Here is a 13,934-nt window from a genome sequence, read left to right on the forward strand (position 1 = left end):
AAGGGGCGATACATGAAAGAAAATAAAATTATCTTTACAGGTCCGGTCGGTGTCGGGAAAACGACGGCCATTGCTGCACTTTCTGATGATCCGCCAGTACAGACTGACGCCAGCGCTTCTGATATGACATTGGTTCGTAAAGGCTATACGACTGTTGCTATGGATTATGGTGTGATTCGTTTAGATGAGGAAATTAAAGTACATCTTTACGGCACACCTGGTCAGGAGCGCTTTAATTTTATGTGGGAAATTTTGAGTAAAGGGAGTATGGGGTTAATTTTGTTACTGGATAATACCCGTACTAATCCACTCAAAGACTTAAAGTTTTTTTTGGATGCATTTCAAGAATTATTAAAAACAGCACCCTTGGTAGTGGGTATTACCAAAATGGATATCCGCTCACTTCCGGGAGTTGATGTATATCAAAAATATTTGGCTCAGCATAATTTTAATGTGCCTGTCTTTGAAATTGATGCCCGTAGGGAAGATGATGTAAAACAATTGATAAGCGCAATGCTGTTTTCTATAGACCCGGGCTTAGAGGTATAAGAATGGATTCAACACTTTCTCTACAATCAAATCTATATCCTAAAATCACTCCGGCCGGCGCATATTATGCAGTATCTAGTGATATAGGGAGCGCCAGTAGAACTTTGTTATATGGCTTGCTGAAAGCTGGGAATGCCGAGACAATTAGCAGTGAGAAATTACTGGCATGGGCAGATACCAGTGATATGGGTTCCGCATTAAATTTGCTTTATCGCTTACAGCGTCTGGAATTTATCTACGGAGATGAAAATCCAGGTAGCGATGATATCCATATGTCGGACGATAGATTACCTGATCTGTTGGCAGAATTATCAAGTGTAGGTAAGGCTTTATTAGCAGATGAGAATGGATTATATTTTGCTAATGCAGGCTTTCATCATGAAACAGCAGAAGAAGTGGGCGTATTGTCTAGTGAGGTCGCCGCTTTGGGAGAAAAGCATCGGTTGTTGGTAAAAAATAATCTGAATATCCATCACAATACTTGGGGTATTTGTGATCCAACCGGTCAAAGTGAACTAACTTTTTATCCATTGTATATTGGGCAGACCAAATTAACCTTAGTTATAGGTGGTGCACCCGATCTTAATAAAGAGGCTTTTGTAACGTTGATAAAAGTTCTATATAACCGTTATGGAAGCAATTAATCTGCAAAGCAAATAAAATGGCTTGCAAAAAATGAATTGGAATAAAAATGCGTGAACAACTTTTAATTTCTGTATTAAGTGATTTAAATAGCACTACAACTGATATTGTGGCTTCTGCCGTGATTTCTACTGACGGCTTACCCATTGCCACCTTAATGCCTAGCCATTTGGACGCTGATCGCGTGGGTGCAATGTCTGCAACTTTGTTAGCATTGGGTAACCGTGCTGTACAAGAGTTGGCTTGCGGTGAACTTGATCAAGTAATGGTGAAGGGTAAAACAGGTTATATTTTGTTGAGCCAAGCAGGTAATAATGCCGTGTTGGCTTTAATGGCTAAGGAAGGCGGCAAACTTGGTTTGATTTTGTTGGATGCCAAGCGTTCGGCAAAGCATATTGCAGATATTTTATAAAAAAAGCTTGACAAGTTTAAATAAGATTTATATAATTCTCGTCTAATTCCCCGATAGCTCAGTCGGTAGAGCGACGGACTGTTAATCCGCAGGTCCCTGGTTCGAGCCCAGGTCGGGGAGCCAAATATTCTAAGCCTAAACATTTGTTTAGGCTTTTTTATTTTTAATTGTTATGCGTGTTTTTTATTCTTCACAACTTATATTTTAAGGTACCGCACTTAATATAGTTATATAATAAGATGATAACCGCTCAGTTTGTGATATGCATAACTATATTAATTGGCTGTATCCTATTTATCTAGCCTGATTTCTTTTAAGGGAAAGAATATATGCTATCTTGCCTTAGGTGGCAGTTTACCTAAGGAACAGAATTTTAAAACTTGCTTTATGGAAGCGACATAAGAGAAAATGTTCGCAGTTCTATCATAAGTTATCTTCAAAGGCATTGTTCCCCGAGTTTCTCTAGAAGAATGTGGCAGTTTAATTTTACTGCATGATAAAGAATGGCTGCTAACGGTAGCGTGGTAGTGGCGAAACCATAATATTTCCTAAATTTAAAGGTCTTACTTTCACTTCGCCCATGGTAAACGGCATCTAGTGAGTATGCTACTATTTCCAAAAGTAATTTTGGTGCTACGGGAACTGGCTAAACAATCGGAGCATGTTGATCTGAAACAGTTTGAAACTGGTAAAAACGTTAATTGGAGTTAGGTATTGTTTCGAATACTAAAACAAGATTATGAGTATGAAGGTCTAATAAGAAAGGGTTGAGCAATCATTACATTGAATGAGGGTAGCAGTTATTGTGTAGTGCTAGTACGGTTTTAGTTGGAAAAGTGAAATGAATCTGTTGCATAAAAGTATGGAGAAAATGCGGCTTTCGTATTTGTAAGTATCCAGGCATCAAAATATTAGGATAATAATAACTGCTAATTTAATGAGATAGCAAACAAATAATGGGGATTGCATAATTCAAAAGGCCGTTTGAAAGTTTCAGACGGCCTTTTGTTTAGTAAAACAAATATATGAAAATAGAAGTTTCAATTATAAATTGATTTTTTCCAATACAAAGTCAATATCTTTATCACCGCGTCCGGACAGGTTAACTAATAAGCGTTTGTCGACAGGTAGCTCTTGGGCACGGCGTAGGGCATATGCTAAGGCATGCGCCGATTCGAGTGCGGGAATAATGCCTTCTTCCCGTGAAAGAGTGAGAAACGCATTCAGACACTCTTGATCGGTGGCGGTTTCGTAACGGGCGCGTCGGATATCTTTTAAGTGGCAGTGCTGCGGTCCGACACCGGGATAGTCTAAACCAGAAGCAATCGAATGTACGGCAGCAGGCGTGCCGTCTTCATTTTGTAAGTAGTAACAGTTGAAGCCCTGAATATTGCCGTAAGTGCCTAAAGTCATGGTTGCAGCGTGACGACCAGGCTTGTCGAGGCCTTCTCCGGCGGGTTCTACGCCGACTAATTCTACTTCGTTGTCATCCAAAAAGGCATTGAATAACCCTAAAGCGTTGGAACCACCGCCCACACAGGCAATCACTTCGTCGGGCAGGCCGCCGTAAGCGTTGTGGAACTGTTCGCGTGCTTCATGGCCGACGATACTTTGGAAATAGGCGACCATTTCGGGATAAGGTGCCGGGCCGACTACCGAACCGATTGCAAACATAGTATTTTTAAAATCAGCCATATAGGCACGGAATGCACTGTCTACTGCTTCTTTTAGCGTGCCCGCACCTTCGGATACCGGAACCAGTTTGGCACCGAGGATTTTCATGCGGGATACATTCGGATGTTCTTTGGCAATATCGACTACACCCATGTGGATTTCGCATTCCAAACCTAATAAAGCTGCGGCGGTGGCTAAGGCAACACCGTGTTGGCCGGCACCGGTTTCAGCGATGACTTTGCGTTTTCCTAGCTTTTTTGCCAGTAAAACTTCGCCGATACAGTGATTGATTTTATGCGCCCCCGTGTGGTTGAGGTCTTCGCGTTTCAGGTAAATCTGGGCTCCCCGTGCGGATAGGCTGCGGGCATGGTAAATCGGACTGGGGCGGCCGACATAAGTGGCTTGCAGGCGTTTCATTTCGGCAATAAATTCGGCATCGCCGATAATGCTGCGAAAGCCTGCTTCGATTTCGGCCAATGCCTCGGCAAGATTAGGATGGTTGATTTTACCGCCGTGCTTGCCGAAATTACCTTGTGCGTCGGGTAAGACCAGTGGGTTGAGTTGTTCTTGTGTCATGATATTTCCTTTGTGTTTCAAATGTTGTTGTAGATGTGCCTGATGATTTAAACGGGTTATGCCGTCTGAAACCATTCTGAGTATGCGGGTTCAGACGGCATAGTCGGCTGATGAATTAGCCGTTAAACAGTTTTAGCTTCACGCTTGCGGCTTCTGCCCAAGAAGGTAAATGACGGAGCTTTTGCCTTGGTGGCGGCAGCCTTCAGCTAAATCATGTACGCGGTGTTCGGCGATAAGCCATTGCAGTCCGTTGAGGGCTTTTTGCATGTCTTCTAATGTACCAAGCATGGCAGGATCGCTGGGACCGCCGGTACCCAAAGCGATTTGTTCTGGATGGTAAAACACACCCGCAAACATGCCGCCTGATTGTAATGAAGATAGCATTTTTTGCATGATTTCGGTGCGCTGAGGTTCGGTGAAATGACAAAAGACACTAGTAATAACGGCATAGTATTCAGACGGCCAAGGCATCGTAGAAAGATCGGCTTGCCGTGTTTGGAATGGCACGCCTTTGCTTTCAGCCAACCGCTGAGCCTTTTGTAGACCAACGGCCGACATATCCACACCTTCGGCTTCGAAGCCGTTCTCGGCTAGAAAAATACCGTTGCGTCCTTCGCCGGTGGCTAAATCAAGTGCACGGCCTCCTTTGGGCAGCAGGGGGAGGATTTCTGCAATGAAGGCATTGGGTTGGGTTCCGAATACATATTCCTCGGTAAGATAGCGCTCATCCCATTTTGACATTATATTCCTTTCGCAAACCGTTTTCAGACGGCCTTACTATACCTTAAAAAGATAGCGCATATGAAAGTAACCCCGGGTGCCGGCAGAATTTTGTTGTGACCTTTTGAGATTAAGTATGACAACTGTTATCCGTTACTTTGTCGGGACTATAAATAATGATTTAAGCGTATTGCGCAAATTTTATTGCCGACCAATCTTTAAAATAAACCCCTCTGATTTTCTTTGCTTTCACAAAAATTACAGAGGGGTGCTATTTAGGCCTCGTTTAATCAGTATAATTTGCAGATTCAGGCCGTCTGAAAAATATGAACGGGCTGTATTGAAGTTGGCTAGCTCCGACTTATACGGTTAAACCCAGTTCCGTGCCGGCTTTGATGGCGCGTTTGGCATCCAGTTCGGCAGCTTCACTTGCGCCACCGATTATATGGACGGGTTTGCCCAGCGCACGGCAGGCAGCTTCAAGGCTGCGGTTAGGTTCTTGGCCGGCACAAATCACGACATTATCAACTTCTAAAACTATTTCTTTACCATTACGGCGGATATGCAGGCCGTCTGAATCGATTTTGACATACTCCACATTGTTCCACATATTGACGCCCTTATGCTTGAGTACGCTGCGGTGTATCCAGCCCGTAGTTTTGCCTAGATTGCGGCCTACCAAACCGTCTTTACGCTGTAGCAGCCAGATTTCACGTGGCGAGGGTGTGATCTTGGGTGTTGGTGATAATAGTGCGCCGCGCGCTTGCAGGCTGGTGTCGATTTGCCATTCTTTATGAAACAGCGGTGGTGAAAGAGCACTGTCGCCGCCTTCTTCGCTGAGATATTCGGCGGTGTCGAAACCGATACCGCCCGCACCGATAATAGCTACCCGACGACCAACCCCTTTTTTATCGCGCAACACGTCTAAGTAGCTTAATACCTCGGGACGGTCTGTGCCGGGAATATTGATAGTACGCGGAGTAATGCCGGTAGCCAGTACGATTTCATCAAAATCCTGTAAATCCGCGGCGGTAACGGTTTGTCCGAGTATGCGGACAACGCCCAAATCACCGAGAATCTGGTTGAAGTAGCGCAAGGTTTCGCGGAATTCGGGTTTGCCCGGAATCTGTTTGGCAATATTTAATTGGCCGCCGATTTGCTGTTGCGAGTCGAAAAGTGTAACGCGGTGGCCGCGGCCGGCAGCGGTTTTGGCAAACGCTATACCCGCGGGGCCCGCACCGACGACGGCAATATTTTTCAAAACCTTCGGCGTGGTTACTTCAAGTTGGAGTTCGTGGCAGGCAAAAGGGTTGACTAGGCAAGTGGTGAGTTTGCCGGCAAAAATATGGTCAAGGCAGGCTTGGTTGCAGGCGATGCAGGTATTAATACGGTGATCGTCTCCGGCCAGTGCTTTGGACGTCCAGGCCGCATCGGCTAAAAACGGACGCGCCAAACATACTGCATCGGCAAGCCCTTGTTCAAGCACCGCTTCTGCAATAGCGGGCATATTCAGGCGGTTGGTTGCGATAACCGGAATACTGCTGATTTGTTTCAGCTTGCCTGTGAATTCGGCAAAGGCGGCACGCGGTACAGAGGTGGCGATGGTGGGAATACGCGCCTCATGCCAGCCTATGCCGGTATTGAACATATCCGCTCCTGCTGCTTCGATTTCGGCAGCCAGAGCTTGGTTTTCCTCCCATGTACTGCCGTTTTCTACTAAATCGAGTAGGGAAATACGGAAAATAATCAGAAAGTCGTCGCCGCAGGCTGCACGGATACCGGAGACGATTTCACGGGCGAAACGGCGCCGGTTACTTGCGTTGCCGCCATAGTCGTCTTCACGGGTGTTGGTGCAGGGAGCCAGAAACTGGTTGATCAGATAGCCTTCGCTGCCCATGACCTCAACACCGTCATAACCTGCTTCCTGGGCCAATCGGGCGCAACGGATATAGTCGGCTACAGTTTGGCGCACCTCTTCGGTTGAAAGTGCACGGGGTTTTGCGGGATTAATCGGGGCTTGGATTGCGCTGGGGGCAACCGGTTGACGGCTCATCGCATAGCGGCCGGTATGCAGAATCTGCATGCAGATTTTTGTATCGTGAAGGTGAACGGCTTCGGTAACTGTACGATGCCATGCGACTTCTTCGGCAGTGGTCAGCTTGGCCCCGCCTTCGGTTACCGCACCTTCGGCATTCGGGCCGATCCCGCCGGTGATGATCAGTGCTACACCGTTACGGGCGCGTTCTACATAGAAAGCGGCAAGGTGTTCGGCACCTTCGGCATGTTCTTCAAAGCCCGTATGCATCGAGCCCATAATGATGCGGTTGCGCAAGGTGTGGTGTTTGAGAACCAAAGGTTCGGCCAGCTTTCTCATGTTCCTCTCCCGAATTATTGTTTTAACAGCTTTATTTGGGTTTATAGTAAATAAACTTTTGAGTTTTCCGGCGGTTTGTTGGTAACGGTATATTTATCCGCCGTAAAACGCTGAATGTAACACGCTTTTTTATTTGTTTGCCAAACTAAAGTAAAGCAAATGCTCCATGTGAAATAAAGCCGGCGTTAAAAATTCAGACGGCCTCTGCAAGTAAATAGAGGCCGTCTGAAAAATATAACCGAAGAGCCGATTATTCGATGTTTTGGACTTGTTCGCGCATTTGTTCGATTAATACTTTCAATTCTACGGAAGCTTGCGTACATTCTGCCGCTATGGCTTTACTGCCCAAAGTGTTGGCTTCGCGGTTAAGCTCCTGCATCAGGAAATCCAAACGCTTGCCGGCGGCATTTTTACTTTCGCGTACGATACGGCGGACTTCGGTAATATGGGTGCGTAGGCGGCTGAATTCTTCGTCTACGTCGGCTTTTTGCATGAATAGTGCAAATTCCTGTTGCAAACGGTTGTCATCGATATTGTCCACGGCTTCTTTCAGGCGGGTGCGCACTTTCTCCAGGTGGGCTTCTACCAGATTAGGAAACACTTCTTGCAATGAAGCTATAATTTTTTCCATTGCATCCAAGCGTTCAAGCAGGTGTTGTTGCAGCTTCTCGCCTTCGCGCGCACGGGCGGCCCCAAAATCTTGCAGGGCTTTACTGAGTAATTTTTGTACGGTTTGTGCAAAAGCCTCTTCATCTTCGCCTTGTGTGGTCAGTACGCCCGGAAATTTTAGTATATCGGCAACGGAGAGTTTGCCTAAATCGCTGTGCTGTTTGCGCCATTTTTTATTAAGGTAGGCCAGCTGGTGTACCAGTTCTTGATTGATGGAAAGCTTGCCGCCCGAACCTGCTTCCAGTGTTTGCACTTGGATACGGCACTCAACTTTACCTCGTGCGGCTTTGGCGGCTACGGCTTCACGCATAATGCTTTCCAAATGGCGGAGATCGTCCGGCATTTTGAACTGTACGTCTAAATAGCGGTGATTGACCGCCCGCAACTCCAGATTGATACGTTTGTTGCCGCATTCGCCTGAGGCGTTGGCAAAACCGGTCATGCTGTGAATGCTCATAATTAAAAGAACTCCGATTAATAAAGAATGAAAAACCGTCAGACCGCGTAATATTGCCGGTATCGTAAAGACGGTACCGGGCAGGCGGTTATTATGCCGTCAATATACCATAATGCGGCATGTTATAATTCCCGCTATTTTATTCAGCAGGAAAAATCATGAGCAACTATATCCGTACCTCCCGTCAACCCGATGAATTGCGTGAGATTAAAATCACGCCCCATTTTTTGCCGCATGCAGACGGTTCGTGCTTAATTGAAGCAGGCAATACCAAAGTGATTTGTACTGCATCGATTGAAGAGAGTGTGCCGCCGTTTTTACGCGGGCAGGGCAAAGGTTGGGTAACGGCGGAATACGGTATGCTGCCGGCCTCTACCGCCAGTCGTATGCGCCGAGAGGCGGCTGCCGGTAAACAAAGCGGGCGTACTCAAGAAATCCAGCGCCTGATCGGACGTTCGTTGCGTGCGGTGGTCGATTTGGAAAAACTCGGCGAGCGTCAGATTTTAATTGATTGTGATGTCATACAGGCCGACGGCGGTACGCGTACCGCAAGTATTACCGGTGCATTTGTCGCTTTGCAGTTTGCCATAAATAAGCTCACCGAAGCAGGATTGCTAACCGCCAATCCTATCCGTGAGGCAGTGGCCGCAGTATCGGCGGGTGTAGTGGGTGGCGTTCCCTTGCTGGATTTGGATTACCCGGAAGATTCAGGTTGCGATAGCGATGTAAACATTGTGATGACTGCTTCGGGGAAAATTATCGAAATACAGGGTACGGCCGAAGGCGCGCCTTTTTCAGTGGAAGAATTAGGCAGTCTGATAAGCTTGGCACAAAAGGGTATTTTCAGCTTGATCGCTCATCAACAAGTTGCATTTTCAAGTCGTTGATCCAAATGGGGTTTAGGCGAGCATTTCCGGTATGTAAAGGCCGTCTGAAAACATTTTGATGAAGATTCCCGAACTGCGGGCAATACCGCTTATTAGGCATATTGCCCGTAACACTCGTTATAACTTGGCGCAAACATAAAGAAGGTATTTTGTCTTTAAGTGAAAAAAATAGTAAAATGCCAAGCTTTACAAGCGTTTCACGGACAGCAACAACTTTCTTGTTGTATCCACTTCATCATCCCAGCTAAGTTAAAGAAAGCACGAATCAAATGGCGTTAATCGTACAAAAATACGGCGGTACTTCCGTAGGCTCCGCCGAACGCATTAAAAACGTCGCCAAACGTGTTGCCAAAACCCGCGCCGAAGGTCACGACGTGGTGGTAGTGGTTTCCGCCATGAGCGGCGAAACCAACCGTTTGGTGGCATTGGCGCATGAGATGCAAGAGTTCCCTGATCCGCGTGAACTCGATGTAGTATTGGCTACCGGCGAACAGGTGACGATCGGCCTGTTGGCGATGGCTTTGAAAAACATCGGTGTTGATGCGAAAAGTTATACCGGTTGGCAAGTAGCTGTGAAAACCGATGCCGCCCACACCAAAGCGCGTATTGAAGAAATAGATGACGAAGCTATGCGGGCCGATCTGAAGGCCGGCCGTGTCGTAATTGTCGCGGGTTTTCAGGGTATCAATCCCAATGGCGATATTTCTACACTGGGACGGGGCGGTTCGGATACTTCGGCCGTGGCACTGGCTGCGGCATTGAAGGCTGACGAATGCCAAATTTATACAGACGTAGACGGCGTATATACAACCGATCCGCGTGTCGTACCCGAAGCACGCCGCCTAGATACCGTTACATTTGAAGAAATGCTTGAGCTGGCCAGCTTGGGCTCTAAAGTTTTGCAAATCCGCTCGGTGGAATTCGCCGGCAAATATAAGGTGCGCCTACGCGTATTAAGCAGCCTGCAAGAGGGCGGCGAGGGCACTCTGATTACCTTTGAAGAGGACAATAATATGGAACGAGCAGCCGTTTCCGGTATCGCATTCGATAAAAACCAAGCCCGTGTCAACGTGCGCGGAGTACCCGACAAGCCGGGCGTGGCTTACCAGATTCTAGGTGCCGTTGCAGATGCCAATATCGAAGTGGATATGATTATCCAAAACGTGGGCGAAAACGGTACTACCGACTTTTCATTCACTGTGCCGCGTGCCGATTACAAGCCGACTTTGGCTTTGATGGAGCAGTTGAAAGATAGCTTGGGTGCAACCGATATTGATGGCGACGATGCCGTATGCAAAGTATCGATTGTAGGTTTGGGTATGCGTTCGCATGTAGGCGTGGCTTCAAAAATGTTCCGCACTTTGGCTGAAGAAAATATCAATATCGAGATGATTTCTACTTCTGAGATCAAAGTTTCCGTATTGATTAACGAAAAATATATGGAATTGGCTACACGCGTTTTGCATAAAGCGTTCGATTTGGCATAATCTTTATACATGATTTTATTGCTATAACCGAGGCCGTCTGAAAGGATAATCTTTCAGACGGCCTTTTGGCATGTTGAAAAGTGCTACAATAGCCCCTTTGTAACTGTTTCCGGCCAGGGGATTATGACTACGCAAACCACTATCGAACACGTTCAAGCCGTTGCTTTTGATTTAGACGGTACCCTCTGTGATTCTATTCCGGATTTGGCGGCAGCTGCTAATGCCATGCGCGTACATTTGGGACAGGCACCACTACCGCAAGAGGTAGTGGCCGGTTATGTGGGGGATGGGATAGCCAAGCTGGTGCATCGTGTTTTGACCGATAATGCGGATGGCGAGGCAGATGCATCGCGTTGGGAAGAAGGTTTTACGTTTTTTGTCCGCTACTACCGTGAGCATCTGAGCGATTTTACCCGCCCCTATCCTGAAACAGAAGCGGGTTTGGGGCTCTTGAAATCTTTGGGTATTCCTCTGATAGTGGTCACCAATAAAAATGAGGTATTCGCGGTAGAGCTTTTACAGCAGCTCGGATTGGCAGATTATTTCAGCTTGATTCTCGGCGGTGACAGCTTGCCGGAGAAGAAGCCCAGTCCGCTGCCGTTGCTACATGCCGCTGAAGTGTTGAATATCGATCCTGCGAATATGATGATGGTGGGCGACTCTAAAAACGATATTTTGGCAGCCAAAGCGGCAGGTTGCCTTTCTGTGGCTGTAACATTCGGTTACGGTGATATGCAGGAGTTGGTACAAAGTCCTGAAACCAAACCGGACTGGCTAATCGGCAGTCTGCCTGAAATTTATGAAAACCTGCGTCCCCAAAAAACGCAAAATACTGATTAAACGCCCTCAGCCCTGTTGTAGTCAAATATGAAATCCGAAAAATCACTGCGTAACCGTGCGATGGATATTCTTTCTCGCCGTGAAGTCAGCCGCCTTGAGTTGAAGCGAAAATTAATGCCGTATGCGCAAAGTGAGGAAGAATTGGAGGCTGTATTAAACGAATTTGCTGAGCGTCGCTGGCAGTCTGACGAACGTTATGCCGAAGCTTATGTGCATAGTAAGCGCAATCGTTATGGTAGTTTGCGGATAAAGCAGGCACTGTCGGCCAAAGGTGTGGATGAGGCAACCGTGCGGGAATTAATGCCGGATAAGGCGGGGGAGTTGGCTACGGCGGTCGATCTGTTACATAAAAAATTCAAGCGGTCCGGATTAGATTTGAAAGAGAAGCAAAAACAGGTGCGCTTTTTAGCTTATCGCGGATTTAGTATGGATACGATTCAGACTGCCATGAAAAATGCTTGGGATGAAAACAGTGAAATATTTGATTGGGAATAAGGGTTGAAGCCAAAATATTAGTATTTAAAATCTACTGATATATGAAGTAGTTGTAGACATGTAAGGTGAAATTTTATCAATTTAAGATGTCACTATATGTCTAAAAGAGGATGAAAGGCCGTCTGAAAATATTTTCAGACGGCCTTTACTGTTCGTATGCAGGCACAGGGCTCATCATAGCTGGAGATAGAGCAGGTTTTTGAGCATATTTTATTTTTTCAAATATACGTGAATTTGGCAGATGCCAATAATATGTCAATACAATATACGTATATTATGCTTTGACCGCTTCCAAATATCTTTCACGATTGCCGGTAGTGACGAATCAAAATAATAGCTGCCATCAGGTAAGTTAAGGGTTCCGTTTATACAACGTATAGTCACGGAACGCTTGGATAGCATATCTGTTTCAGTGATTTCCAATGCGTGGGCATTACCCCAGTCGGCAACGGGTAATAAGCGGCCGGATGCAGTAATAATTTCGTTTTGCCGCTCAATACCGTTTTGGTGCTGGCAACCGCCATTGCATTGGCCGGCTACTATTTTCGGGCAGGGCTGCCCGGCAGGGTAGGTGGTAGGAAGCAAACCTAGAGAGTCGGGGCATAATTGTTGTTGTTGTGCCCATTCCGACAGTATTTGCTTGGCCTTTTTTTTGTGTAGGAACAATCCATTGGGAGGGTTGTTGTAACTGCCGTTTTCTAAGTTTCGAATATGTGCCCTTAAACGCTGTTTCTCATCGTAGGCAAACTCTACACTAAAAAATGTTTGGGTGGTTTGTGAGGCAGGGAGTTGGTAATGTTTCTGAAGCTCTACTCTTTTTTGTAAAGCATGAAGGCTGCCGAGTGCTTCATGAAAAATGATCTTTTCGGCATTTCTGATCTCGGAAGGGTAACTGTTACGCCTTAGTAAAGCAGAAACTTCAGAAAATGCTTTTTTATGTACGGATAAGGAAATGGCGCGGTTTTCGGCATCTAGCCAGACAATCACTCCATGACTGTCCGATAGTTTGTAAATCTCATTTGCCAGCTGTTCGGAGAATAGGTGAGGTAACGGGTGAGGATTGGTAAGAGTGTGGACGTGTTTGAGCCATTCATCACAGCCTTTTTCTTTGAGGCTGATTTCTAGAAAATCTGCCAAAGCAGTTACGTCAGTCATAGCGCGGTGCCTGCTTTCGGTTTGGATACCGAATCGCTCAATAATACTATCTAAATTATGTTTGAAATACTGAGGGTAAAGTTTTCGGGATAGTTGCACACTGCATAATGCAGGAGAGGCAAAATGGATGCCTGCACGCTGGAACTCATGACGGAGAAAGGTATAGTCGAAGCGGCTGTTGTGTGCAATCAACAGAGTCCCCCTCAGTAACGGCAGTAAATCATGGACTAAGTCGGCAAAATGAGGAGCGTCGGCAACCATTTCATTGCTGATGCCGGTAAGTGAAGTAATAAAGGGAGGAATATTTTTTTGAGGATTTACCAACCACTCGTAACGACTGATTTTTCCTTTGTTGAAACGGAGGATGGCGATTTCGGTGATGCGGTCTTGATACATATCACCACCTGTAGACTCTAGGTCAATAATGGCAACAGGCAGCCCAATCTTTTTGGAAAAATCCCCTAATAGCGGCCATTTGCAGGCGGATAGCATATAAATAAATCCTAAGATTATTCAAATAATAAGTCGCTATTTTACATGGAAATCAAAAAAAATTCGATAAAGTGGTTGACAGATTTTCAAGTGATGCATATAATTCAAATCTTTCTCGCACCCGTAGCTCAGTTGGATAGAGTATCTGGCTACGAACCAGAGGGTCGGGCGTTCGAATCGCTCCGGGTGCGCCAAAAATACGCGCCTATCGTCTAGCGGTTAGGACATCGCCCTTTCACGGCGGTAACCGGGGTTCGATTCCCCGTAGGCGTGCCAAATTTTAAAACACCACCTGAGCTAGGTGGTGTTTTTTATTATGTGTGTATTTTATAGCATATACATAAGTTTTCCTGAATTTACATCAGTATATTTTTTTTAAATATTTTATAAATCATACTGTTGAGATTTTATTGGTGTTGGTTTTTCTTGTGATGTGACATAAGTACGCAGTTTGGTACAGACAAGGAACTTTTTCTTTGTTATGGTAACTCATAGTACAAATCAC

12 protein-coding genes and 3 tRNA genes are annotated in these 13,934 nt (G+C 46.0%); 10 read left to right on the forward strand and 5 right to left on the reverse strand.

Annotated features, from left to right (window positions below):
• The first annotated feature begins 12 nt into the window (after positions 1–12).
• The 4 genes from ACEPPX_RS03290 to ACEPPX_RS03305 all read left to right on the forward strand — a co-directional run bounded on the left by ACEPPX_RS03290 (position 13) and on the right by ACEPPX_RS03305 (position 1,726).
• Complete coding sequence (locus ACEPPX_RS03290) at positions 13–549, forward strand: GTP-binding protein (protein ID WP_047760892.1); 537 nt, start codon at positions 13–15, stop codon at positions 547–549.
• A 2-nt stretch (positions 550–551) separates the two neighbouring features.
• Positions 552–1,193: a hypothetical protein gene (locus ACEPPX_RS03295; RefSeq protein WP_047760891.1), complete on the forward strand. Its 642-nt coding sequence runs from the start codon at positions 552–554 to the stop codon at positions 1,191–1,193.
• 47 nt (positions 1,194–1,240) lie between these two features.
• Positions 1,241–1,603 carry a roadblock/LC7 domain-containing protein gene (locus tag ACEPPX_RS03300; protein WP_047760890.1) on the forward strand — a complete coding sequence of 121 codons (363 nt, stop codon included), beginning with the start codon at positions 1,241–1,243 and terminating at the stop codon, positions 1,601–1,603.
• 47 nt (positions 1,604–1,650) lie between these two features.
• Positions 1,651–1,726, forward strand: a tRNA-Asn gene (locus tag ACEPPX_RS03305).
• Positions 1,727–2,647: 921 nt separating this feature from the next.
• On the opposite strand, the gene trpB is transcribed toward ACEPPX_RS03305, so the two are convergent.
• The 4 genes from trpB to ACEPPX_RS03325 all read right to left on the reverse strand — a co-directional run bounded on the left by trpB (position 2,648) and on the right by ACEPPX_RS03325 (position 8,073).
• Entirely contained in the window at positions 2,648–3,853 is a 1,206-nt protein-coding gene (gene trpB / locus ACEPPX_RS03310) for a tryptophan synthase subunit beta (RefSeq protein ID WP_416622928.1), read from the reverse strand.
• A 138-nt stretch (positions 3,854–3,991) separates the two neighbouring features.
• Positions 3,992–4,594 carry a class I SAM-dependent methyltransferase gene (locus ACEPPX_RS03315; protein WP_416622929.1) on the reverse strand — a complete coding sequence of 201 codons (603 nt, stop codon included), beginning with the start codon at positions 4,592–4,594 and terminating at the stop codon, positions 3,992–3,994.
• A 340-nt stretch (positions 4,595–4,934) separates the two neighbouring features.
• Complete coding sequence (locus tag ACEPPX_RS03320; RefSeq protein WP_416622930.1) at positions 4,935–6,947, reverse strand: FAD-dependent oxidoreductase; 2,013 nt, start codon at positions 6,945–6,947, stop codon at positions 4,935–4,937.
• A gap of 250 nt (positions 6,948–7,197) precedes the next feature.
• The gene (locus ACEPPX_RS03325; RefSeq protein WP_416622931.1) at positions 7,198–8,073 is read right to left on the reverse strand and encodes a YicC/YloC family endoribonuclease; all 876 of its coding nucleotides are present in this window, start codon (positions 8,071–8,073) and stop codon (positions 7,198–7,200) included.
• Positions 8,074–8,231: 158 nt separating this feature from the next.
• On the opposite strand from ACEPPX_RS03325, the gene rph reads away from it, so the two are divergent.
• The 4 genes from rph to recX all read left to right on the forward strand — a co-directional run bounded on the left by rph (position 8,232) and on the right by recX (position 11,782).
• Positions 8,232–8,960 carry a ribonuclease PH gene (gene rph / locus ACEPPX_RS03330; protein WP_416622932.1) on the forward strand — a complete coding sequence of 243 codons (729 nt, stop codon included), beginning with the start codon at positions 8,232–8,234 and terminating at the stop codon, positions 8,958–8,960.
• Positions 8,961–9,229: 269 nt separating this feature from the next.
• Positions 9,230–10,447 carry an aspartate kinase gene (locus tag ACEPPX_RS03335; RefSeq protein ID WP_047761435.1) on the forward strand — a complete coding sequence of 406 codons (1,218 nt, stop codon included), beginning with the start codon at positions 9,230–9,232 and terminating at the stop codon, positions 10,445–10,447.
• A 123-nt stretch (positions 10,448–10,570) separates the two neighbouring features.
• Entirely contained in the window at positions 10,571–11,287 is a 717-nt protein-coding gene (locus tag ACEPPX_RS03340; protein WP_416622933.1) for a phosphoglycolate phosphatase, read from the forward strand.
• A 27-nt stretch (positions 11,288–11,314) separates the two neighbouring features.
• Complete coding sequence (recX, locus tag ACEPPX_RS03345) at positions 11,315–11,782, forward strand: recombination regulator RecX (protein ID WP_416622934.1); 468 nt, start codon at positions 11,315–11,317, stop codon at positions 11,780–11,782.
• A gap of 255 nt (positions 11,783–12,037) precedes the next feature.
• On the opposite strand, the gene ACEPPX_RS03350 is transcribed toward recX, so the two are convergent.
• Positions 12,038–13,429: an exonuclease domain-containing protein gene (locus ACEPPX_RS03350; protein ID WP_416622935.1), complete on the reverse strand. Its 1,392-nt coding sequence runs from the start codon at positions 13,427–13,429 to the stop codon at positions 12,038–12,040.
• A gap of 117 nt (positions 13,430–13,546) precedes the next feature.
• Here ACEPPX_RS03350 and ACEPPX_RS03355 point away from each other — a divergent pair.
• Together ACEPPX_RS03355 and ACEPPX_RS03360 are read left to right on the forward strand one after the other, a co-directional pair.
• Positions 13,547–13,623: transfer RNA gene (locus ACEPPX_RS03355), tRNA-Arg, on the forward strand.
• 7 nt (positions 13,624–13,630) lie between these two features.
• A tRNA-Glu gene (locus ACEPPX_RS03360) sits at positions 13,631–13,705 on the forward strand.
• Positions 13,706–13,934 lie beyond the last annotated feature (229 nt).

Source organism: Neisseria sp. S1 (assembly GCF_048060015.1).
GTDB lineage: Bacteria > Pseudomonadota > Gammaproteobacteria > Burkholderiales > Neisseriaceae > Neisseria > Neisseria arctica.